Source organism: Lacticaseibacillus thailandensis DSM 22698 = JCM 13996 (genome assembly GCF_001436135.1).
Lineage (GTDB): Bacteria > Bacillota > Bacilli > Lactobacillales > Lactobacillaceae > Lacticaseibacillus > Lacticaseibacillus thailandensis.
This window is the reverse complement of the sequence record NZ_AYZK01000004.1, coordinates 30,765-53,583: the sequence shown is the minus strand read 5'-3', so window position 1 is coordinate 53,583 and position 22,819 is coordinate 30,765. Positions and strand designations below refer to the sequence as shown.

Here is a 22,819-nt window from a genome sequence, read left to right as displayed (position 1 = left end):
CCCCCTCCATTTCGTATTGGAGCTTGAGGATACCAGATACTGATGGGGGATTGCAATTTTATTTTATATTCGATTTCAAATTATCGAGGAAGTCTGATTGTAAAAGTGCTGCCCTGGCCTAACTCACTTTGAACTTCGAGCTGTCCTTCGACTAATTTCAAGATTTGTGCGACCATTGCAAGTCCCAGTCCGTTGCCAAGCTCAGCATGAGAACGATCACCCTGATAGAACTTCTGAAACATGTGTGCACGCGTTTGATCATTCATTCCAATACCAGTATCAGAAATGCTTACCGTCACATGCTCATGCTGATTGGAAACATTCAGGTGAATTGAACCATTGTCAGGTGTAAATTTAATGGCATTCGCCAATAGATTGTTCCAAACTACTTTCAGTAAATCGGGATCACCAATTATTTGAAGCCTCTCTGGCATATCTACTTCGAGTTCCAAGTTGTATGATTCAAGTAGTGGATCACTGGCAAAAATTACCTGAGTAAGCTGTTCTACTAAATCGAATGATTGGTGTTCGGGTTGCGAGATTTGAGTTTCCAGTTTATTCAGTCGCAATATATTTGAAACCAGTTCGGCTAAGTCAGTAGCGGCAGTGTTGATTGTAGCTAGATAGGTAGCACGAGTTGTCGCTTCCAGATCGGATTGTTGCAATGCTTCTGAATAGCTTCTGATGATTGCCAGCGGTCGCTTAAATTCGTGAGATACATTTGCAACGAAATCCCCACGTAATGTTTCGATTGAATTTAGCTCTGCGACCATAGTGTTAAAGTTCGCAAACATGGCATCCAGATAGTCATATCTTTCTGGTCGATGTACCGGTTGTAAGTATACCGAGTAATCACCACTGGCAACTCTCTCCGCAGCAGTACTCAATGCTCTTAACGGTTTGTCGAAAGTACGATAGCGTTGCCACGATGCCAGTAGGGCAAACCCAACTGCAACAATCAAACAATAAAGCAGATACCAGCCCGCGTATGGGGATAAGACATCGCGCCAATCCTGGCTATACGCGAGCCCCGGTACTGCCGCTAATAAACCAAATCCCAAAAATAAGGTTGTAAGTTCTACCCAAGAGAAACTTGTTGCGTGGACTCGAAAATGAGCTTTTCGTTTACCCATTAGTCAAGACTCCTTTGTACCCTAATCCATGTACCGTCTTGATTGCGAAGCCGTCTGCCATAGAAAACTTATCTCGAAGTTTCGTGATATAAACATCTACTGACCGTAATGAAGTTTCACTGTCAAGATCCCAAAACTCATTGATTAGTTCAGCACGAGAAAAAGCATGGTTAGGGTATTCAAGAAACTTGCTTAAAAGGTTGAATTCTCGTACGGTCAACGGAACCTCTTTGCCACTAAGCAGTGCTACTCGTGCCTCTTGATCCAACGTCACATTACCGACAGTTAGCTGATTGGTCTTACCAATATTTGCACGTCGAAGCAGCGCATGAACGCGTAACTTTAGTTCGTCAAGTTGAATCGTTTTGATCATATAGTCATCAATGCCAATGTTGAAGCCCTTTTCTTTCGATGCAATATCGTCACGTGCTGTAATAAAGAGAATCGGGATTGCGGGATCAGTTCGACGAACTGTTTCAGCAAATGAATAACCGTCAATACCCGGCATCATGATATCAGATAATATCAAATCAAATGTTTGGTCGTACATTAAGTTGTAGGCATCATTGGCCGTATGCGCACCGATTGCCTGGTATCCTGTCTGCATCAGTGTACGGACTAGAATTTCGTTGAACTTTTCATCATCTTCAACAATTAAGATCTTTTGCATTATGATTCTTCTTTCTCTTGCAGCGCCAGGTTACGGTGGGAGGCGAACAATGCAATCCAGAGGCCAACAACGACCACTACTCCACTAATCGCCATTCCAAACACACCCGTTGCTGTCGTTACCTCAGAGGCTTTTTGGTAGGTCAACAAAGCATATTAAGTTAAAACGATAGCGGTCATTCCGTCGGCCACACTATATGCCTTTAACAGCGTAATCAATGGACTGAGAAGGTGTCTTGAGCGAACCAAGCCAACGATGGCACTGATCAACTTTGTGAAGCCAATCAAAGCAATCACCAAAGCAGCATTAAGATTAAATTTCTGGTCATATCCATGGTGATACATCACAAAGCAGAACACCCCAAAAACAAGCCCAATCAGGCTATATCCAAGGCCACCAAGCACCAAGAAAGCTTGCTCAGCCCGTATTTTCGCACTGGTAGGATTGTTACTCATCCGAATTTTCCGGTAGCGTATCAATGACAAGACCTTGACACTCAGCAAAATCGCATAATATAGGCCGAAGATTAGAAGCCAGCTGGAGAAGAATACTATCCCCATCACCAGCTTCGTTACAGCCATTAAAATTCCAACAGGAACTGATAGTGCAGCATAAAGTGCGATTCGATCGCGCCGATGCTCGACCTTGACTGGCAAATGTAACCAGCGAATTATCATGTTGAGCAAGTAGAATCCTCCAATACAGCTTACTAACCAATTATAGCTTAGTCAGTTATCACCAATCCCAACTTTTTTCAAACAGCTAATTCCAGTGTTTGAATGCGGGGAAGAGAATTGCCAACACAATATTCCCAATTACGGCCAGTGATGTTACAACATTTAATTTCGAGTGTTTTGCTCTATTCATGTCAAATCCTCCACAGCTTCATTATTCAAAAACATCATAAGCTGTGGCTATTAGTGATTTGTTGCTGAAATGTTGCCAAATTGTTAATTTATGTTCCAATAGAAATCGTTGGAAAATATTGTGTCAGACAAAAAGACACTTCGTATGATTACCGAAGTGTTGCTTTGGCTATGATAATTTTTGAAGAATCTACCGTAACTGTAAGTCTACATTGTAAAATTGCGGATAAGCCAGGTAACAAGCAATGACACTCCCGATACTCGTAGCTGCTAGTAACATGAACGTGACCATGATCTGATACATAATTGCCTTAGTTGGATCAACACCCGCAAAAATTAAGCCCGACATCATGCCCGGTAGACTGACGATTCCAACTGTTTTAGCAGAATCGATGGTCGGTGCCATACCGGTGCGAATCGCGCTCCGAACAATCGCATTTGAGGCTTGTTTCAACGTTGAACCTAACGCCAGACGCTCCAACACACCTTGCCGTTGATCATGAAAGCTCGCATTCATACTCCGGTAGGCTAAGCCGATGGCAACCATCGAGTTTGATGCGATCATGCCTGACACTGGTACAATCTGACTGGGGGTAAAACGGACCGAGTGAGTTAAAACCAGCAGTGCGATGGTCAACAGTGTCGCCGTGCTAATTGCCAGTAAGCTGATAGCAAAAGCATGGGGAATCCCATTGGCGCGTTTGTTGGCATTCAGCGCAGCATTAAAGATAATGATTGCAACCATCAAACCAGTCAACCACAAACGATCAACCTTGATGATGTAGGTCAGCACATATCCTACTACGGTAAGTTGGACTACTGCCCGAATGACCCCAATTAGCATATCCCTTTCCAAACCGATTTTTTCACGTAAGTTGATGACCAGCGCAATCAAAACTAATACCACAGCAAAGGCCAGCGCAGTAGGACTAACGATTAGACTATTCATGCTTTGCCTCCAAACGCCCACCACGAATCTCTACCAAGGTTTCCGCTGCTGCAATCTCAGTTTCGTCGTGTGTCACCATCAAAATCGTCATGCCTTGCTGATGGTAATTCGCAATCAGACGATGCACACAGTTCTTCGTATCAGCATCAAGCCCTGTCGTCACTTCGTCTAGCAACAAGACCTTGGGTGGAAACAACAAGTTGCGAATCAGCGCAACGCGTTGCTTCTCTCCGCCTGAAAGCGAAGTGATCGGCGCATCGATCATCGTCTCTGACAACTCGACTGATGCCAGTGCCTGCTCTGCTCGCTTTTGAGACCAGGGCTGATCGCGAATTGAAAAAGGAAACGCCAGATTATCCCGCACAGTTTCGCCAAAAAGACTTGGCTGCTGGAAGCAGTATGAAACCTCTTGGCGATAGTACGGCTTGGGCAACTGTGCTTGTGGCTGACCTTGATATTTGATCACACCACTAGTAGGCGTCAGTAATGTTGCAATCAGTCGCAGAAGCGTACTTTTACCCGAACCGGATGGCCCAGTAAAAGTAATAAAGGCGTTCTCGTTAATTGCCAGATCAATGTCGGACAGAATTGGTTTCCCCTGAGGCGCATAGTTCACCTGATCAAGGGTCAAAATTAAGGTCATGGTAATCGCTATCCTTTTTTCAATAAGTTTAGTCCTCGACGTTTGAGAACACCAACATAGAATTCTGAGTTTTCTTTAGATTTGCTTTAGTTTCTCTGGGTAGCTTCCTTTACATAAATGACTTATATTGAAGGCGATGATTTGCGTACCATGCAGAACAAAATAGGAGAAATAAATTTGAAAACAACACTACTACTAGTCGAAGATGAAGAAGGGCTGGCCGACTCATTGAAAACCGAGTTCGAGTTGGAGGGCTTCAACGTAATTTGGGCGAATGATGGCCTAACTGCACTTGATCTCTTTCACCGAGATGAAGCCCAGATTAATCTGATTATTCTAGACTGGATGCTGCCTCACTTAGACGGGTTCAGTGTACTGCGACGCATTCGCAAGTCCAGTCAAATTCCAATCATTATGCTCACCGCACGGGACTACATTGGCGATAAAGTGGCTGGACTAACAGGCGGCGCGGACGACTACGTGACGAAGCCTTTTGAGATGGAAGAATTGATTGCCAGAGTTGAAGTCGCCTTGCGTCATCGTCAATCTACCGATAACCCAGTAAAGACTTATACAGTCGGAGATCTAACCGTTGACACTGGCTCTAAACGTGTTACCCGCGACAGCCGAATCATTCCCCTGACACAACGCGAATATGAGCTACTCATCGCATTGATCAGCAATCAGAATGAGCCGTGCTCTCGTGAAGAATTATTGGATACAGTGTGGGGTGTTGATTTTGACGGCCAGCCTAATATATTAGATGTCTATGTTCGTAACTTACGAAATAAAATTGATCTTCCAGACAGGCAAAAGCTGATTCACACTGTACGTGGAGTCGGCTATATGCTTTCACAAAACGTAGTGGAGCGGTGATGCCAATGAAAAAAACTGATCAATCAAGTGCTGCAATCATGCTTCGTAGCCTGATGCGGCTAATCATAGTCGTAACACTGGCACTTGGACTGCTGATCATTGTTGCCGTCGGTCATCAGCTGCTTCAAGGAGTACGATCGACCACCAGTCACATTACTGCAAGCCTCAAGAAAACAAACATCGATGGTGATGATGATTGGGAAGATTGGCGTAAAAACAGCACCCTGGACACCAGTGCCAGTTTTGTCTATGTGCACAACAAACGCGCTGATGCCAAAGTAAAACAGTATTTGTCACCAAATGCAGACGATGTGCTAGAAGTTAAGCCCATCAAAATACCATTTTTGACACACCTGTATTACCGGCCGGGAATTGGATTTCTTTATCACCGGATGGTGCATGCGCGTGGAATTTACTACACGTTGTGGCAGAATATGAAACCACAACTCGCTGTACTAGAACGAGTTATTCAGGTTACCGCCATGATATTAGTCTTGACGTTGATCATCACGCCATTCTACATTCGACGTATGATTAAGCGCTTGACTGATCCACTGACCGCATTGTCACAAACGACTCAGGTAATTGCGACTGCTAAAGAGCCTGGCGCAATGCAACTCCCAGTTCCGGCTACCCCTTCCGAAGTGACAGAGTTAGCTGGTAACTTCAATGAACTGCTCAGTATGCTGAACGAACGTCAGGAACAACAGAAACTCTTTGTGATGAACGCTGCCCATGAATTACGCACTCCGATTGCAACCATCCGGAGCCATGCACAGCTGATTGAGCGTCATGGGGAATCGCACCCCGAAATCATTGCAAAGTCAGTTCACTATATCACCGAGGAATCTCGCCAGATGCAACAACTGATCGATGAGCTCCTTCAACTTTCTCGCGCCGATCGACTCGCCCTCGAACTACACCACCTCAATCTAAGTGATACCGTTCAGACGATTATGCAAAAAATCACGCCAACATTCTCACAGAAAGTTGTCACTTCGATTCAACCAAATGTTTACGTCAACGGCAACGCTAGTGCAGTAGAGCAGATTCTTATCAACTTGGTCACCAATGCGGCTAAATATTCACCTGCAAATAGCCAGATAGACGTATCTCTATCATTGCTAACAGATGGCACGCCTGAGCTTTCCGTCAAAGATCAAGGTAGCGGGATCAGCGAAACCGATAAAGTCCATATCTTTGAACGTTTTTACCGCAGCGCCGACGTCCGTGGTACCGTTGTGGGGACTGGACTAGGACTTGCCATTGCCACCCAGCTTGCTAAGCTCAGTAACAGCCAGCTAACTGTCCAAGATAATGAACCACAAGGAACCATTTTTACGCTTACGCTACCCCATGAATAAGGATTTTACCGGCTCGATCACACGTTTCGTGAACTTGATGTTTCTTTGACTTACAGTTCCATTGAAAACATGAAAAGTTTTCAATGCTGTTCGTCATTTCAACAAAGTTTTCAAATCTAATTTTAATACCCGATCTGCATGAAATTCCAGATCAGCTTGACGATAATGGATTGATGCTGATTCAAATAGCACATATAAATCACTACCGACAGCCACGATTTGTTCTAAGTATGGTGGCATGGTTATGGACTTCAACGTATCGTCCCCATCGAAGTCTAACCAGGACTTCTGCCCATCGTTGTCAAATACCAAGATATTAGACGGATGGACGCCAAAAGATTGCGAAAACAATAGCTTGCCCTGGAAAAATGTTGCGCCTTGGAGTCGCTTATTAGTTTCGTAGGTACCGACCTGTAAGTCTGAGCCACGTAAATCCATGTCCGCTTTCTGATGTACCTGTGGCATTCCCGATGCGTTTAGTGGGTAACTACGGAAAGTCCCTTGACCACTAGCAGCAAAGTAGCCCACATACAGTGCATTGTTGTGATAGGTCAAAAAGCTTGCTCTTGGAATATCTGGGAGAGCAACTACATGGTCAAACGGTGTTGCCTTTTTGATTCGCGAAAAGTCTGCATATTTCAACGTTTTACCGTCGTAGGCCGACAGAGATGCTTTACCCTTCTTAGACATTGTCGTAACCCACAAGCGACCTGTGACGGTGTCATAGGCAAGCCCACCGACATGATCCGTGCTGGGCAATACTATTTGTTTGTTATAAGCGCCAGTTTTCTTATCAAGCAAGTACAACACTGAATGATATGCCTTATCACGACTGTACGCAGAAATGATGACGTCTTTTTTGGTCACCGCCAAGCCTTGCGGGTCCATCTGGGTAGAAGTGCCCAGCTTGCCTGCCAGATTTAAGCTGCGCGTCTTTAATAAGCCTGGAATCGTATAAGTTTCAGGCTTCGCGTCATGATCGAGTGCTGATTGCAAATGTGGATACTGCTTAATCAAAGCATCATAAAAGTCATGCTTGTTGGCAACCGTTGGACTGATTGTCGTACCAAAAACGCTCACCGAATGTGCTGGATCATCGGCCACTTGAGGTTTAGCTTGACTACACCCAGCTAATAGTCCGCACAAAATCAAAACGCTCCATAATTTTTTCATCTTCTACCCTCTATCTGCCATTGTAGCAAAACGTTGGCTCGCGGTAATATTCAATTTTCACATTGAAAAGCCCCTATCAACCCTTAATACAGACACTTGCTAGCAGGTATTTACGCTAAATCTGATTTCAAACAACTTTCCCCGTGCCGCTCAAAAAAATTGAGCGGTTTTTCTAGGCCTATGATTTGAACAATCTAAATTTTTTTCAGATACATAGCCCTTAACACAGGCATTTCAGAATCGTGTTCTGAAATTTACTGAGTTTTACCTCAGTTTTCATAAGTGGGAGCACTACGTCAATCCAGCTATGCTTATGCCATAGTCAAGCATTACGAAAATCACTTAAAGGGGAACTCATCATGTCAATGCTCATGCTTACATCTTTAATTCCTAACCTGAGCCAACTTCTACCACAGCTCATCACTCAGTTCGGTAGCCTAATCTATGTTGGCTTATTTGCCTTAATCTTCATCGAAACGGGTATCGTCATTCTGCCTTTCCTACCCGGGGACTCGCTCTTATTCCTCTGCGGATCACTTGCCGCAATGAGCAATCATTCCTTGAATATCTGGGTATTGTTTATCTTACTGAGCGTGGCAGCGATTCTTGGTGATTCCCTAAACTTTGAAATTGGTGAACACTTCGGTACTCGCCTCGTACACAGTCCCAAACTAAGCCGGCTCATCAAGCCAGAATATTTAGCCCGCTCGCAACGCTTTTTCGAGAAACACGGCAAGCCGGCAATTTTCCTCGGTCGCTTTATGCCGATCATTCGCACGTTCATTCCCTTTACCGCTGGCGTGAGTCAAATGCACTATCGCTCATTCGTCACATACAACATCCTTGGCGGCGTGACCTGGGTATTGGTTGCACTAGGCGCCGGTTACTTCTTTGGCAACATCGCGGTCGTCAAAGCCCACTTCGAGTTGATCATGCTGGCAATCATCGTCATTTCCTTACTACCAGCAGCAATCATGGCGCTGCGTAATCGCGGAGGTGAAGCCGATGAGGACTAAACAAAAAAATATGCTCGGCATCCTGTTACTGCTGTGTTTTGCTGGCTTGGTGCTGGGTGTGATGACGAAAGCACCATGGCTGGACTCCTTTGACAATAGTGCGAGTGCGCTGTTTACGAGATCCATCAATCCCGTCAACACATTCATTTTCAAAATCGTCGCATTTTTCGGTAGTCCCGCGACCGTGATTGGTTTAACCATCCTGGGGTGCTGCTGGCTTTGGTTCAAAAAAGACCTTGTCATCAGCTTGTGGGTCGGTGGATTACAGCTTGTTGGATCGGCATTTGCTGAAATTATCAAGCAACTGGTTGGTCGATCACGCCCACTGCATCAGCTCGTCCCTGATAGTGGTTATAGCTTTCCAAGCGGGCACACATTCTGCACGACAGTTCTAGTGATCACCTTGCTAATACTATGCTTGCCCCAAATTAAAGATCAAGAAAATCAGCTGATCGCCATTGTAATCGGCGTCGTATGGATTGGTATGGTGGCTGCTTCGCGAGTTTATCTACGCGACCATTACGCCTCTGACGTTATTGCGAGTTTGCTCTTAGCTGGAGGCTACTTACTGATCATCGCACCATACGCAGAAGCTGTTCAAAGTAAGTTGCGAAGCATCTTGCCAGAAAGGATATTGAAACCATGGACACCCAAAAACTAACGATTGTTGTTCCTGCATACAACGAAGAAGAAGTATTGACGTCTTCCATTCAGAAACTGCTCTCGATTGAAGATAAGATTGCAGCGCAAAATATCATGGGCCAGCGGGCAGACATTCTGATTGTCGATGATGGCTCAGTTGATCATACCTGGGAGATTATTGAGAAGCTTCACCACAGTAATTCAAGGATTCGTGGCTTACGTTTCTCCCGCAATTTCGGTCATCAATCTGCATTGATCGCGGGTATGAAAGAAGCCGTGAAAAGTGCAGATATGATTGTCACAATCGACGCTGACTTACAAGACGACCCTGAAAAGATTGCAGAGATGGTTGATAAATACGCTGAGGGCGCAGACATCGTCTACGGCGTTAGAAATAATCGCGAGTCTGACAGTTGGTTCAAACGAACCACTGCCCAGGGTTATTACAAAACACTCAAAATGTTAGGAGTCGAATTGATTCCTAATCATGCAGACTTTCGGTTGATGTCCAAACGGGCAGTTGAAACTTTCCTAGACTACCCAGAACGAAATGTTTTCATTCGTGGCTTAATTCCAAAACTCGGTTACAAGACTGAGGAAGTTGACTACAAGCGAACGCCGCGCATGGCAGGCGAATCGAAGTATCCACTCAAGAAAATGCTAGCCTTTGCTTGGGATGGCATCACAAGTCTGACGATTGCTCCGGTACGCTTGATCCTGATTCTCGGTACACTGGCCTGCTTGCTGGCAGTCGGTATGGTCGCTTATGCCGTAGTAACCAAGTTGCTTGGTATGACAGTCCACGGCTGGTCTTCACTGATGGTATCACTATGGTTCATTGGCGGGGTGCAGATGGTCAGCCTCGGCGTGATTGGTGAATACATCGGTAAGCTCACAACGGAAGTGAAGCGACGTCCGCGCTACACTGTCCAAACAATCTTAGAATAGGTGTAAATATGACTCACAAGTTCATGCCAACCTTCCTACCCTTGGTTCTGATGATTTGCTTAATCGTTGGAATTGCTAGCAATTTAATCAAATCAACAGGCATCGCGGTTCTGATCGTCGCCATTTTAGCGTTTATTGGTATTCACCTTACCGCCAAGTGGCTTGATCAAATGAAATCAGTGCACGTTTATTGGGGTATTGGTATTGGACTGTTATTGATGCTAATTGGGCAGATCTTTGTCCTCAACGTCATGCCAAACACGGTTTACCACGATCCATACCGAGTACTATCACAAGCAGATCAAATGGCTGCCGGACACATGACTTGGGACATTACCTACTTTTGGCGCTATGCAAACAATGTCCCACTGACTTACTTCATGTCCTTGTGGCTCAGATTCACCCAGTTATTTGGCTTGAGCACCAACCTATCCGTTCACTTGCTAAGTATCCTGACCTTGGACGGGTTCATTCTCTTAGCGCTCTGCACAGTTTGGCAACTTAGCCGGCGCCACAGCACGCTAATCGGCGCGTTTGCTTTCTTCGCTTTGACGCCGTTCGCTTACACGTACTATCTACAAGTCTTCTATTCAGATTTACCGACAATGCTGATTCTCCTGATTATCATGAAGACCTTGCTGAACTGGTCGCAGGGCACGCATAACCAGCATCTGATCAAAGGTGCCGGTCTTGTCCTCACAGCATTGGCTGGCCTCTTGATCAAAGCGAACCTAATCGTGATTCTGCCAGCACTAGCGATTGTTTTGACTATACTTGCTCGCCAACGACTACTGCACAAATCACAGTTGATGATACCGGTGATCTTGATTGCATTGGGATTCGGACTTAGCTTACCGACCACTAAAGTGATCGACGAAGTCAGCAACTACCATACGGAGACCAAGTTTGAGTTTCCCGTTACTAATTGGATTTTGATGGGTTATAACTCAGTCAGCAACGGTGGTTATTCTGGCAGCGATGTTGGAAAAAGCATCAAGCAGCCAAGTAAGGCTGCACGCCAACAACATGATCTACAAGCAATTCCACAACGGCTCAAGCGACTAGGAGCTTTCGGTGTGCTACGGTTATGGATTGTGAAGCTAGGCATTCTACTCAATGTACGGGGAATTCAGAATTGGTACAACGGCGGTTTTCGTTCAGCCCCAAGTTGGTATCACAATCGTGTGAACTTTTTCCGGATGTTGACCACGATCAGCTATGCCTCCGCAACCATTGTGTTGTGGCTCATCCTCATGCTTCGACTGACCACTTGGCGGCCAGATCTCAGTGATTCAAAACAGGTCATTGCGTTACTGACAATCGTCACAGCACTTGGTTATCTCGCATTTCACACTTTGTTGTGGGAGGTCGAGCCTCGATATGGTCAGGCAATTCTGCCGCTCAGCTGGATTGCCTTAGCTGCGCTTCCTCAACCACAGCATGAATCAAATCCTCAACGACGCTGGCAGCAAGTGGCAGGTCAGTCATCTCTGCTTGCTAGTGTGTTAGTTGCACTTGGGCTGGCTGGCATTATTGGCAAGGCAGTCCCACAAAATCAAGTTGTGGCTGCGCAACGCAGTCAACTATCAGTGCAATATCATGCTAAGCCAAAGGCGCTGAAACCTGGTGCGGTCTTAACCGAAGACGTTGACCTACACGCCAAAGCAAACTACTTCTCGGTACAAATGCACGCCGGTTCAACAGAACGCGTCACGCTAACAAACCTCAAGACCAACAGTTCATATACACTGTATGATGCCGGATCGGTTTATCGACTACATCATCAGTTGAGTGCCGGTCGCTACCGTATCACTGTGCGGAACAATACAAATAAGCACCAGTTGGTCGATGTGGTGCACACCTATCAATACCGGCTCGCAACACATCCGCTGATCATCGACGAGCATAGCAATCCAACCGCATCATTTGTCTTCACCTGCATGCAACGGGTTCAAAAGAAGGGATAGTCATGGAGAAAACGATAACGACGCTGTATAGCAAATATGGAACGGCTTTCCGCTACCTCGTTGTAGGGGGGCTGACGACACTGATCAACATTGTGCTGTTCTTCGGCCTAACGCACCTTTCAATACAGTGGTTCTGGGCAAACATTGTGGCATGGTTTCTCAGCGTTCTGTTTGCCTTTATCACCAACAAAAAAGTTGTGTTCGGCTCAGCTGATATGGCGCTGCACACCTTGCTAAAAGAAAGTATCAGCTTCTTCACTTTACGCGGGGCTTCTCTGTTAGCTGACACAGCAATTCTATTCGTTGGCCTAACCTTACTCAAGGGTTCGCCAATCATCGTCAAGATTATCGATCAGATTGTCGTGATTGCTTTGAACTACGTCTTTAGCAAACACATTTTTGCATGAAGCGACAGCAACGGCGGAAAAAAGGAGAGCAACCTATGACGAACTCGCGGAAAGTCTTGCGCCTGATACAGCTCAGCGGATTGGTGGCCATAATCCTATTTGGGATAACCTGTTATCGGCTTGGATACCTGACTGACCCGGCATCGCTGCAAGCAACTATCTTGCAGGCCGGAATATGGGCGCCGTTACTGTTTATTCTTTTACAAATCATTCAGGTAATTTTCCCCGTGATTCCTGGCGGGCTTTCAACCGTCGCAGCGATTGCCATGTTTGGTGCTAAATGGGGCTTTGTTTATAACTACATTGGCATCAGTATTGGCTCCATCGCTAGCTTCCTGCTGGTTCGCCGCTTTGGCAGGAACTTTATATCACTACTTGTTCCAAAGAAAACGATGGCGAAGTATCAGTATTACCTCGATGGCGGAACAAAGTTTGATCGCGTGTTTGCGATTGCAATTCTAATGCCAGTCGCACCCGACGACCTCTTATGTATGTTTGCCGGATTAACAAAAATGTCCGTGAGAAAATTCGTGACAATCATTGTTTTATGCAAACCTTGGACGATACTTGCATACAGTCTCGGCTTAAACACTGCCTTTAAGTTCATTGCGCCTTATTTGTAAGACTTCAACACCTAAGGAGGTGATGCCAGTGCAACCATTACGTGCAAAGAAGGTCATGGTTATATCACACTTGATACACTCCCACTCAACAACGGTTAATGACCTAACTTGCACAATGCTTGACTCCAACACACGCAGCAGTCCCCCTACTGAGCTGTGACTCAACAATGAGGCCATCCCGATGTCTTCTACGCTGATACATCGAGGTGGCCTTTTTTATGATTTAGTCTTGAACAGGGACTAGTGAATAGCATTCAACAAACAGCATAGATACAATCCTGTTTTCAGATTTAACATCTCAGAAACATATCGCCAACAATTTGCAAATATCGCGTAGATATACTGACGTTGTTAAATAGTTAAAGAAAAAGGAGATATATCCATGACAGAATCCGACTTTGTAGCCTTCGAGTATCTTGAACAACAGATTCCCAAGGCAATGCAAAACAATTATATTGACGGCTATATGAACTTCGGTTGGCAAGTAACTGATCGTACGCCGGACATCGGTAAAAGCACGGTTACGTTGAAATTAAAGCGAGATCGTAACTTGCCCGAAAAAGCAGCGTTAAATCGACTACAAAAACAATTCGAGCAGGAAATGGCTGCCGCTGCCGGGCTGGAACGCAGCAAGTCATCAGTACCTACCGTGGTCGCGATGACCGTTGGCTTGATTGGTACTGCATTCATGGCCGGATCGGTATTTGCGGTCACTAACCAAATGGTAATTCTCTGCGCAATTCTCGCCGTCCCCGCCTTCCTCGGCTGGGCACTCGGATATTTCAGCTACGGTTGGGCCAAGACCCGCCGCATTGCCAAAGTTGGCCCGATCTTGGAACAGTCCTACGACAACGCCGCAAACTATTGCCAGCAAGCCTTCCAGCTGTTGCACTAGGAGGTCACCATGTACTTATCAAAGATCCTGCGGTTCTCGTTATATTAAGTGCGGTAGCATTCACCATTCAACGATTCCATCACCGCCGACCGAATATTATTGTCCCTGTTCATCACTCAAATCAAAAGAGGTAATTCAAATGTTACTATCCATCATCACTGCTGTCATCGTCGGGCTCGCTATGGGCGCTGCTGTCTACGCCATCGACCGCTTCTTCCATGAAAAGAGCATTATCATGTTAGGTTTAGACCTCGCCTTCGGGGCCCTTGGTAGCTACTCTGGCACTTATCTGGTCAACTACGGCCCACACCTGCTTGGCGTTGATATTCTCCCGACGCTGGTCGGCGGCTTAGTGCTTAGCTTCGTCGTGACCTACGGCGTGCGCAAGTTTGTCTTAGGAAAGGTGGCTCACTAATATGTGGATCGAAAAACAAAAGCTCGATAATAACATTCTCGTCGGCCGACACAACTACTACGACGCCGCAGACGGCACTGATTTCAACAGCGAAAACGTGCTGTACAACCGTCCTGGCCACGGCCGCTTGATCATCGGCAGCTTCTGCAGCTTTGCGCGCAACGTTCGTTTCATTATGGGCGCCGCCAACCACCCGATGAACTCCTTCTCCACCTTCATCTTCCCAGAACTAGACCGTAGCCTGATCGCCAAGCTCGGCATGACCAAAGAAGATATGCCAGTCAAAGGCGACACGGTCATTGGGAATGACGTCTGGATCGGCCGCCACGCTATCATCATGCCAGGCGTGCATATCGGCGACGGCGCCGTCATCGGTGCGTATGCTCTGGTCACCAAGGACGTGCCTGCCTACGCCATTGTCGGCGGCAACCCAGCAAAAGTGATCCGCTCTCGTTTCGACCAAGCCACGATCGACTGGCTGGAGGCCTTCCAGTGGTGGCAGTATGACGATGCTCTACTTGAAAAAATCGTGCCATTATTAACTACCGTGCACACGAAGGAAGCGCGTATCAAGTTAGACAGGCTTGCAGATACTGCGAAGCTAGCTTCATAAAAGTTCAGGATAATCACATTCGTAACCTCTAACTGTTGACCTAAGCCAGCAGCACCGGTATTCCCACACTTGCCAATCACCCAACCAACAAGAATCGACGAGTATGCAACTTGTACTCGTCGGTTCTTTTTCTATTTATTTCAGAACCGGTTTCATTTGTCTGGCAAAAAACCGTCTGTAACTGTGTAGCAAAAATTATCTATCAGGAGGTCAACAATATGAGCAGCGAACGTGAGGTTTCTCGTATGTTCATCAGATACATGCAGCAAGTCCTTCGTAATGAGCGAATCAACATCTACCGTAAGCATCTCAAAGACGTCAAAGAAACTCCACTTGAAGACTGGTTGTTAGAGGAAATTGCTGAACCAGGTCATCTTGAGGACTTTGTTCTGACTGATGAAGAAATCGCACATCTAGAGTCATTCATCGAAAATGAACGTCTTGCCACGGCCATTGCAACCCTTTCCATAGCTGATAAGATGGTGTTGTATCAATACTACTTTTCTGAACTCAACGACGTGGAAATCGGCAGCCGCACAGGCAAAACCAGTCAGGGGGTGAACAAACGGCGGCGACGGGCAATAGCGCGGATTAAGAAAGTTTACGAAAGCATGTAATGAATACGGAGGAGTGTTCAATGCATTATACAGAGGTCGATAACCTGATCCCGGTTATCTTGGCAGCACAGGACGGAGACGCTGAGGCAATGTCCAGACTACTCGATATGTTCAGCCACGACTTTGATTGCGAGGCTGCATACGGAAAAAGCTATGTCGATCCCGATTTGAAGCAAGAACTTCAAATCAAATTTGTATTCAGCGTTCAGCGCTTTAATGTTGCTGAACACCTATCGCAACCGTCCACTCAATCAGGTTCACAACTAACTCGCACATAATCAATTTCAACTTTTTTCTGATTTTGGTTTCATTTCGACCCGTTCCCGCTGTCTGTATATGCAGAAGCGGGATTTTCTTTTGCTCGCTATGTCCTTTGACAACTGAATAGCATCATTCAGCAACGAAGGCTCCACACCGCCATGACCTCCCACGAGCGAGCGACTAAACCAGTGAGCCGGATACTTGCACGTCACCCTGACGAAACGAGGGAGAGAGGCTCTTATTGAGATCCTCGATAGTTGGTTGGACCCGGGCTGAATGATGAGCTGCTCGTCACAACATCAGTTTCACCAATACCGTGAAGAAGGAGGCATGTCATATTTCAGCGCAAGCAACGGAAACGCCAATCGATTTTCCCATGAACGATGAGAACGTGATTGCGATTCGTAACGCGCTGTCTACTTTATTTATCGATGAAGTTCACAGAGCTCGCGAAGAACAAGCACAGCATGATCGGTACCTGTTGAAGATGGAATTGTGCGCATACCTGAAAATCTCTAACAACACCTTAGATAAGTGGATTGAGCTTGGCTTACCACGGATCAATATCTGTGGCGTTGTTCGTTACGATCGCGATGCAGTTGATAACTGGCTTCGCAAACACGTTGAAGGATGGTAATATGTCGATGTAGCTTTACGTCCTGTTCAAGCTCGTTGACAAACAACAGGAGGTAAATATCATGTCTATTACTAAAACTGATGCAGGCACTTACTTTGTGGAGGTGTTCTACCCTAAAGATATTCGCGGTATTCTTGGCGTGAAGGTTCCCCGCTACCGTAAAACCGTAGCGACGAAACTGGAAGCCAAGACGCTGCAAAAACAAGTCGATGCGAAAATTAAGGAAGCTCAAAAAACGCAATCTGCGGGTACTATCAAGAAGAACGGTGAAATGCTATTCAAGGACTTCTACCGTGAAATCTGGTGGCCGCTATACGCTGCGGGCGCAACCGGACGTATTCGCATTATTCCTTCGGAGGAGACTCAAGCGAATACACGCAACATTTTCCGGCTGCATTTGCTTCCGATGTTCGGCGAGTATTCCATGACCTACTTGAATCTCAATAAGCAGTTCGTCATGCAAGAGCTGGCAATTCTGTCAGAGAAGTACGCAAACATTCGCACAGTGAAGTCATACGTCAGCCAGATGTTTGATACCGCCGAAATGGTGGACTTCATCGACGTGAACCGGCTAGAAAAAGCCATCGCCTCCATCGGTAGTCCCAAGAAGGAACGGCTCGCCACTCGTCGCAAGATGACTGGTGAATCACTTTCCGCTGATGAAATGGTGGCTTGGCTCGACGCCGCCAACACAGATCACGACAACGGCAAGTTGAGTGACCAGGATTATCTGTTACTTTTCCTCACGCTCCACCTCGGAGATCGTAAAGGAGAATCATACGGATTGCAGTGGAAGCACGTTGACTTCAACACCGGCTATGTTCTGATTGTTCAGGCACTCAAGAAAAGTGGCAAGGTTGGGCCAACCAAGGCCAAGAAGGAAACTTCCCACGCCTTACCACCTGTTTTGATCCCGATGCTGAAAGAATGGCGCGACAAGCAAGCTAGTCAACTCGCAGAAGTGAACGTAGAATCTGGGCCAAACCAGTTTCTGTTTACCTACACGAACTTCAAAGGCGAGATCAACCAACCGCTGCACGCCGACTATCTCAACTATCGCTTGAATTCGATCTACAAGCGCCACCCTGACCTTGTTCGGGTCACGCCACACAAGCTGCGGCATACGTTCTCAACGCTTGCACGTCAAGGTGGCGCCAGCTTACAGTTGATTTCCGAAGCGCTGTCACATTCCAGCATCAAGACCACGCGCGTGTATGTTAACACGCCTGATATTGTCGGCCTGGATGTTCATGACAAGTTCGCTGCACGAATCGCAGAAGCTAGAAAGAACTCACTCGCACAGGAAATGAAACTTAACGAAACTCATTAAAATTGACGCCCAAAAGAACGTAAAACTAGGACACACGCCCTAAAAGTTCTTGAAGCCAGAACGCCTCAAATGAAAGACGCGCACAAATCACGCCCTAATTTGAGGATAAAAAAAGTGGCTCGCCCTAATTTGGAGAACCACTTTCGATGTTCGAGACTTACTTGAAACGCTGTCGTACCAACGTTTCCATCTCGATAGCATAACGCTATTAACGTTTGCTAAATTGAGATGCCTTACGAGCCTTCTTCAGACCATACTTCTTACGTTCCTTCATACGAGGGTCACGTGTCAGCATGCCGGCCTTCTTCAGGACTGCACGGAAGTCAGGGTCAACCTTCAACAGTGCACGGGAAATACCGTGACGGGTGGCACCGGCCTGGCCGGTGAAGCCACCACCGTTAACGTTGACCAAGACGTCGTACTGACCCTTGGTTTCAGTCAAATCGAATGGCTGGTTGATATCCTGAATCAAAGTGTTGAAGGGCAAGTATTCGTTAGCATCCTTGCCGTTCATGGTAATCTTACCGCTCCCAGGTACCAAACGTACGCGGGCTACGGAGTTCTTGCGGCGACCAGTGCCGCTGTATACTACGTCTGCCATGTGTATCCTCCTTAAATCAAGCCCTTGATGTCAAGCACTTCTGGCTTCTGCGCCTCGTGCTTGTGGTCAGCGCCTGCGTAAACATGCAGCTTCAGGAACTGCTGGTGACCCAGCGTGTTCTTGGTAGGCAGCATCTTCTTAACGGCGTATTCAATCAAACGTTCTGGGTTGTTGTCGCGCAAGTCGCCAGCGACTTCGTGCTTCAACCCACCTGGATGCTGGCTGTGGTGGTAGTAGATCTTGTCCGTGGCCTTACGACCCGTCAACTTAACCTTGCTTGCGTTGATAACGATGACGTTATCACCAGTATCTATGTTTGGTGTGAATGTAGGCTTGTTCTTGCCACGCAGGATGCTGGCAACAACGGATGCCAAGCGGCCAAGCGCAATGTCGGTAGCGTCGATAACGTACCACTTGCGGTCAACTTCACCTGGCTTGGCCATAAATGACTTACTCATAATGAGTTTCCTCCAATGTTCTGTGTTTGTTTGACACTAGTAAGATTCCGGGGCTTACGTGGGGCAAACAATACCAGCTAATATAATATCAAATATTCATGCGCTCGTCAACGCGTCCAGGCGTGTTCCGCGCATCATGTGCCCCGGTGCTATTTAAATCGTGGCGCCGGTGATATTTCCCGGGTAATAAACGTGCTTGAGGTAAAGCCCCGACGCCGGAGCCGTCCCACGCGCTTGTTGGCGGTCCTTGGCTGCCAGCACCCGCTGAAAATCGTGCAAATCACGGCGACCGTTACCAATCTCCAGCGCCGTGGCGACCATGATCCGGACCATGTTGTACAGGAAGCCATTCCCATAAAACTCGAAGCGTAGCTCATTATGCACCTTATCTTCAGTGCAGGTTGCTTCGTAAATGGTACGCACCTTGTCCTCTATCTGCCCACCGCTGGCGGCAAAACTGGTAAAGTCGTGCGTGCCCACCAGGTCGGGTAACGCCGCCTGAATGCGGGCGACATCCACGTGGTACGGGTAATGCCCAGTGTACAGCCGCTTCAAGGGGTCCGTGTACCGGCCTAGAGCAACGCGGTACAAGTAGCGCTTACCCACCGCCGAATAGCGCGCGTGAAAGTCCGCCGGTACGTGGGCACATTCCAGCACTAAAATATCCAGTGGCATCATACTGTTGAGGGCCGCCAACATGTTACGGTCGGGAATGTCGATGGGCGTATCAAAGGTGATTACCTGCCCCAGCGCGTGTACCCCGGCATCCGTGCGGCCCGAACCGTCGATGTGAATGTGTGGCACCTTGGCCATCTTGGCCAGCGCCCGTTCGATGACTCCCTGCACGGTCCGCTGGTGCGGTTGCACCTGATACCCGGAAAATTTGGTCCCGTCATATTTAACTGTAATGCGGTAGTGAGCCAAACTGCAATCTCCTTTGCTAACTAATGGGTCCGCAACACGATCAGTACCACCGTCAGGACGACGAGTAGTACTACGGCGACCGCGTCCCCGCGGTGGTAGGCCAGTGCCCGATAACGCGTGCGGCCGTCCCCGCCACGGAAACCCCGGGCCTCCATCGCGGTTGCGAGGTCATCAGCCATCGAAAAGGCCGAGACGAACAACGGAATAAACAACGGCACGATGGCTTTGAGCTGTTTGATCGGGCCACCGCTACCAAAATCGACCCCCCGCGCCCGTTGCGCGTTCATCGTCTTGGTTGTTTGGTCCATCAACGTCGGCACGAAGCGTAACGCAATCGACAGCATCAAGGCTAGTTCCGTGACCGGGACGTGGAGTGGCTTCAGCGGTTTGAGAATGGACTCTACCGCGTCGGCCAACCCCAGCGGTTGTGTGGTCAAGGTCAGCAGCGTCGAGGCAAAGATGATCAGGACGAGCCGGCACAAAATGTACACGGCGTTCACCACCCCTTTGCTCGTCACGGTCAACCACCCCCACTGCCACCAAACGTGTCCCCCAGTCGTGAAGAACAGTTGCAACAGCACGGTGAACAGAATCAGGTAGATAATGGCACGCACCCCGCGCAGGAAGAAGCCCAAGCGCACGTGGGCGAGTGGTAACAACCCCAGCGTAAGGGCGAACATCAACGCGTAGGTGATCCAATTGTTGGCGAGGAACACAATACCGATATAGTAGAAACACCCGAGGAGCTTAGTGCGCGGATCCAACCGGTGAATGGGTGAATCGCCGGGAATGTACCGGCCCAGGATCATGCTATTCATGGGTGTGCCCCCCTAACTGCGGTGCCAGGGCGTCCGCTAACTCATCGAGGGTCAGTGGTGGTTGGTCAAAGTGGAAGCCGCGGGCAGCCAGTGCCCCCGCCATCCGCGTAGTGGTCGGTTGCGCTAAGCTGTGGTCGCGTAGCCACGCCGCGTCGGCAAACACTTCGCGCGGTGTGCCCTCGCGTACCAGCGCGCCGCCATCCATGACGAGTACGTGCTCGGCAAAGTTGGCCACATCGTCCATCTGGTGGGTCACCAAAACGATAGTCAGGCCCTCTTCCGTGTGCAACCGGGCAAACAGCGCCATTAGGTCACGTCGCCCCGCGGGATCCAGTCCCGCGGTGGGTTCATCCAGCACCAACACGGATGGACGCATCGCCAACACGCCGGCAATCGCCACCCGCCGCATTTGCCCACCCGAGAGGTCAAATGGCGACCGGGTCAGCAGGTCATCGGGCAAGCCCACCAGCCGCGCCGTCTCAGCGGCCAATGCGGCTGCCTCGTCCGGGGCCATGCCAAAGTTTTCCGGGCCAAAGGCGATGTCCCGCTGCACCGTCGATTCAAAGAGCTGGCTCTCCGGAAATTGAAACACCATCCCCACCTGTTGCCGCAAGGCGCGCAGGTGCTTGTTGTTCGTCGTCGGCGTAATCACGCGATCACCAATGGTCACCGTCCCCGCCGTGGGCTTCAGCAGTGCGTTCAGGTGTTGTAACAACGTCGACTTACCAGAGCCGGTATGACCAACAATCGCCGTGTATTCACCCCCATGAATGGTGGTATTGACGTCACGCAGGCCCGTACCAGCAAAGGGGGTCCCGGGCTGGTAGGTGAAACTTACATGGTTGAACGTAATGTCCATAAGTAATCCACCAGTCCTTTCTCCGTGCGGTAGTCGTCCGGTACGCTCACGCCGCGAGCACGCAATGCTACTTTGAGTTGTTCGGGGAACGGCACGTCCAGTCCGTTGGCAGCTAACTCGGTCCCCCGGGTGAAAATTTCTGCCGGTGTGCCCACATCAGCCACCGCGCCGTGTGCCAGCATGATGATACGGTCGGCCCGGGCCGCTTCGTCCAGGTCGTGGGTGATGGACAGAACCGTCATGTGGCGTTCCTGTTGGAGCTGCGTCACCAGGTCGATGACGGCACGGCGCCCCGCCGGATCCAACATCGACGTGGCTTCGTCCAGAATGATGATGTCCGGAGCCTGCGCGACGATGCCAGCGATGGCGACCCGTTGCTTTTGCCCCCCCGATAGCCGGGCAGGTTCGCGCTCCGCAAAGTCAGTCATACCAACTGCCGACAAGGCGGCCTGCACACGCTGCTGCATCTCCGCGCGTGGGACGGCGCGGTTCTCCATGCCAAAGGCAATGTCATCGGCGACGGTTGCCCCCACAAACTGATTATCGGGATTCTGGAAGACGATCCCCACGCGTGCCCGGATATCCCACACGTGTTCATCGTCCAGCGGTAAGCCGCTCACCGTCACGTGGCCACTGGTCACCGAGCCGCGTTCCGGTTCCAATAAACCGATGATGTTACCCGCCAGGGTGCTTTTGCCACTACCATTACGCCCGATAATGGCCACCCATTCCCCAGGGTTGACCGTCAACGACACGTGTTTGAGCGCATCGGTCGTTGCTTCTCGGTAACGAAACGATAAGTCCTGAATATCAATCACTGGTTGCATGCGTGGCACCCCCCTGTATAACCATATATTTAGACCCAACAATAATAACACAGGCCCCACTCGGGATGGTAGCCGGTCAGACTTCACGCCAATCAAAAAGGCGGGTCAGCGACCCGCCCTAGCAACGTTGCCCAACCGTAGTCACCCTTTGCGCAAAGTGGCACTGTTGATTGCTATGTATAAATCATTCAATGATGGAGGACCAGGTTGCCCTGGCACTCGCAAGCTAGACTAAGAGGGCCGTCGCCCCGGCACTATTTGGCCATGCCGCGCGCTAAGTTACCTTA

General features: G+C 48.4%; 27 protein-coding genes. 15 read left to right on the top strand and 12 right to left on the bottom strand.

What is annotated here, in order from left to right:
• Nucleotides 1-80: 80 nt before the first annotated feature.
• The 5 genes from FD19_RS06890 to FD19_RS06870 all read right to left on the bottom strand — a co-directional run bounded on the left by FD19_RS06890 (nt 81) and on the right by FD19_RS06870 (nt 4,261).
• On the bottom strand, nt 81-1,133 hold the full coding sequence (locus FD19_RS06890) for a HAMP domain-containing sensor histidine kinase (protein WP_054750820.1): 1,053 nt from the start codon (nt 1,131-1,133) through the stop codon (nt 81-83).
• On the bottom strand, nt 1,126-1,803 hold the full coding sequence (locus tag FD19_RS06885) for a response regulator transcription factor (RefSeq protein WP_056969471.1): 678 nt from the start codon (nt 1,801-1,803) through the stop codon (nt 1,126-1,128). Before FD19_RS06885 ends, FD19_RS06890 begins: the two co-directional genes overlap by 8 nt.
• Before the next feature lie 155 nt (nt 1,804-1,958).
• Nucleotides 1,959-2,489, bottom strand: coding sequence for a hypothetical protein (locus tag FD19_RS06880; protein WP_054750955.1), 531 nt, complete (start codon nt 2,487-2,489; stop codon nt 1,959-1,961).
• A gap of 370 nt (nt 2,490-2,859) precedes the next feature.
• Nucleotides 2,860-3,618, bottom strand: a complete 759-nt coding sequence (locus FD19_RS06875) for an ABC transporter permease (protein WP_054750954.1) — start codon at nt 3,616-3,618, stop codon at nt 2,860-2,862.
• Nucleotides 3,611-4,261: an ABC transporter ATP-binding protein gene (locus FD19_RS06870; RefSeq protein WP_054750959.1), complete on the bottom strand. Its 651-nt coding sequence runs from the start codon at nt 4,259-4,261 to the stop codon at nt 3,611-3,613. Before FD19_RS06870 ends, FD19_RS06875 begins: the two co-directional genes overlap by 8 nt.
• A 177-nt stretch (nt 4,262-4,438) precedes the next feature.
• On the opposite strand from FD19_RS06870, the gene FD19_RS06865 reads away from it, so the two are divergent.
• On the top strand, nt 4,439-5,137 hold the full coding sequence (locus tag FD19_RS06865) for a response regulator transcription factor (protein ID WP_056969469.1): 699 nt from the start codon (nt 4,439-4,441) through the stop codon (nt 5,135-5,137).
• The gene (locus FD19_RS06860; protein WP_056969467.1) at nt 5,137-6,501 is read left to right on the top strand and encodes a HAMP domain-containing sensor histidine kinase; all 1,365 of its coding nucleotides are present in this window, start codon (nt 5,137-5,139) and stop codon (nt 6,499-6,501) included. Before FD19_RS06865 ends, FD19_RS06860 begins: the two co-directional genes overlap by 1 nt.
• Before the next feature lie 93 nt (nt 6,502-6,594).
• Here the strand turns inward: FD19_RS06860 and FD19_RS06855 are convergent, their stop codons facing one another.
• Nucleotides 6,595-7,674 (bottom strand): hypothetical protein, encoded by a 1,080-nt coding sequence (locus FD19_RS06855; RefSeq protein ID WP_056969466.1) that lies wholly within the window; start codon nt 7,672-7,674, stop codon nt 6,595-6,597.
• A 359-nt stretch (nt 7,675-8,033) separates the two neighbouring features.
• Between FD19_RS06855 and FD19_RS06850 the strand changes: the two genes are divergently transcribed.
• The 13 genes from FD19_RS06850 to FD19_RS06790 all read left to right on the top strand — a co-directional run bounded on the left by FD19_RS06850 (nt 8,034) and on the right by FD19_RS06790 (nt 18,045).
• Nucleotides 8,034-8,690 (top strand): VTT domain-containing protein, encoded by a 657-nt coding sequence (locus FD19_RS06850; protein WP_054750952.1) that lies wholly within the window; start codon nt 8,034-8,036, stop codon nt 8,688-8,690.
• Nucleotides 8,680-9,351, top strand: a complete 672-nt coding sequence (locus FD19_RS06845) for a phosphatase PAP2 family protein (protein ID WP_056969464.1) — start codon at nt 8,680-8,682, stop codon at nt 9,349-9,351. Before FD19_RS06850 ends, FD19_RS06845 begins: the two co-directional genes overlap by 11 nt.
• Nucleotides 9,333-10,280 carry a glycosyltransferase family 2 protein gene (locus FD19_RS06840; RefSeq protein WP_054750951.1) on the top strand — a complete coding sequence of 316 codons (948 nt, stop codon included), beginning with the start codon at nt 9,333-9,335 and terminating at the stop codon, nt 10,278-10,280. The genes FD19_RS06845 and FD19_RS06840 overlap by 19 nt, the downstream gene beginning before the upstream one ends.
• Nucleotides 10,281-10,288: 8 nt before the next feature.
• On the top strand, nt 10,289-12,247 hold the full coding sequence (locus FD19_RS06835) for a hypothetical protein (protein WP_054750950.1): 1,959 nt from the start codon (nt 10,289-10,291) through the stop codon (nt 12,245-12,247).
• 2 nt (nt 12,248-12,249) lie between these two features.
• Nucleotides 12,250-12,654, top strand: coding sequence for a GtrA family protein (locus tag FD19_RS06830; protein WP_056969462.1), 405 nt, complete (start codon nt 12,250-12,252; stop codon nt 12,652-12,654).
• A 35-nt stretch (nt 12,655-12,689) separates the two neighbouring features.
• Nucleotides 12,690-13,277: a TVP38/TMEM64 family protein gene (locus FD19_RS06825; RefSeq protein WP_054750949.1), complete on the top strand. Its 588-nt coding sequence runs from the start codon at nt 12,690-12,692 to the stop codon at nt 13,275-13,277.
• A gap of 382 nt (nt 13,278-13,659) precedes the next feature.
• Nucleotides 13,660-14,172 (top strand): hypothetical protein, encoded by a 513-nt coding sequence (locus FD19_RS06820; protein WP_054750948.1) that lies wholly within the window; start codon nt 13,660-13,662, stop codon nt 14,170-14,172.
• Between the two features lie 139 nt (nt 14,173-14,311).
• Complete coding sequence (locus tag FD19_RS06815; protein WP_054750947.1) at nt 14,312-14,587, top strand: hypothetical protein; 276 nt, start codon at nt 14,312-14,314, stop codon at nt 14,585-14,587.
• A gap of 1 nt (nt 14,588) precedes the next feature.
• Complete coding sequence (locus FD19_RS09945; protein WP_056969460.1) at nt 14,589-15,200, top strand: CatB-related O-acetyltransferase; 612 nt, start codon at nt 14,589-14,591, stop codon at nt 15,198-15,200.
• 218 nt (nt 15,201-15,418) lie between these two features.
• A complete protein-coding gene (locus FD19_RS06805) occupies nt 15,419-15,817 on the top strand; it encodes a sigma-70 family RNA polymerase sigma factor (RefSeq protein ID WP_054750946.1) in 399 nt (132 codons plus the stop codon).
• Between the two features lie 20 nt (nt 15,818-15,837).
• Nucleotides 15,838-16,095: a helix-turn-helix domain-containing protein gene (locus FD19_RS06800; protein WP_054750945.1), complete on the top strand. Its 258-nt coding sequence runs from the start codon at nt 15,838-15,840 to the stop codon at nt 16,093-16,095.
• 299 nt (nt 16,096-16,394) lie between these two features.
• The gene (locus FD19_RS06795; RefSeq protein WP_225353571.1) at nt 16,395-16,715 is read left to right on the top strand and encodes a helix-turn-helix domain-containing protein; all 321 of its coding nucleotides are present in this window, start codon (nt 16,395-16,397) and stop codon (nt 16,713-16,715) included.
• A gap of 61 nt (nt 16,716-16,776) precedes the next feature.
• The gene (locus tag FD19_RS06790; RefSeq protein WP_056969457.1) at nt 16,777-18,045 is read left to right on the top strand and encodes a site-specific integrase; all 1,269 of its coding nucleotides are present in this window, start codon (nt 16,777-16,779) and stop codon (nt 18,043-18,045) included.
• Between the two features lie 208 nt (nt 18,046-18,253).
• Here FD19_RS06790 and rpsI read toward each other — a convergent pair whose 3' ends face one another.
• From rpsI to FD19_RS06760, 6 genes are all read right to left on the bottom strand, one after another.
• Complete coding sequence (gene rpsI, locus FD19_RS06785) at nt 18,254-18,646, bottom strand: 30S ribosomal protein S9 (protein ID WP_054750941.1); 393 nt, start codon at nt 18,644-18,646, stop codon at nt 18,254-18,256.
• Between the two features lie 11 nt (nt 18,647-18,657).
• Entirely contained in the window at nt 18,658-19,104 is a 447-nt protein-coding gene (gene rplM / locus FD19_RS06780; RefSeq protein WP_054750940.1) for a 50S ribosomal protein L13, read from the bottom strand.
• Between the two features lie 153 nt (nt 19,105-19,257).
• On the bottom strand, nt 19,258-20,028 hold the full coding sequence (truA, locus tag FD19_RS06775; RefSeq protein WP_056969455.1) for a tRNA pseudouridine(38-40) synthase TruA: 771 nt from the start codon (nt 20,026-20,028) through the stop codon (nt 19,258-19,260).
• Between the two features lie 20 nt (nt 20,029-20,048).
• Complete coding sequence (locus FD19_RS06770) at nt 20,049-20,846, bottom strand: energy-coupling factor transporter transmembrane component T family protein (RefSeq protein WP_054750939.1); 798 nt, start codon at nt 20,844-20,846, stop codon at nt 20,049-20,051.
• On the bottom strand, nt 20,839-21,705 hold the full coding sequence (locus tag FD19_RS06765) for an energy-coupling factor ABC transporter ATP-binding protein (protein ID WP_056969453.1): 867 nt from the start codon (nt 21,703-21,705) through the stop codon (nt 20,839-20,841). The genes FD19_RS06770 and FD19_RS06765 overlap by 8 nt, the downstream gene beginning before the upstream one ends.
• Nucleotides 21,681-22,532, bottom strand: a complete 852-nt coding sequence (locus FD19_RS06760) for an energy-coupling factor ABC transporter ATP-binding protein (RefSeq protein WP_054750937.1) — start codon at nt 22,530-22,532, stop codon at nt 21,681-21,683. Before FD19_RS06760 ends, FD19_RS06765 begins: the two co-directional genes overlap by 25 nt.
• Between the last annotated feature and the right edge of the window lie 287 nt (nt 22,533-22,819).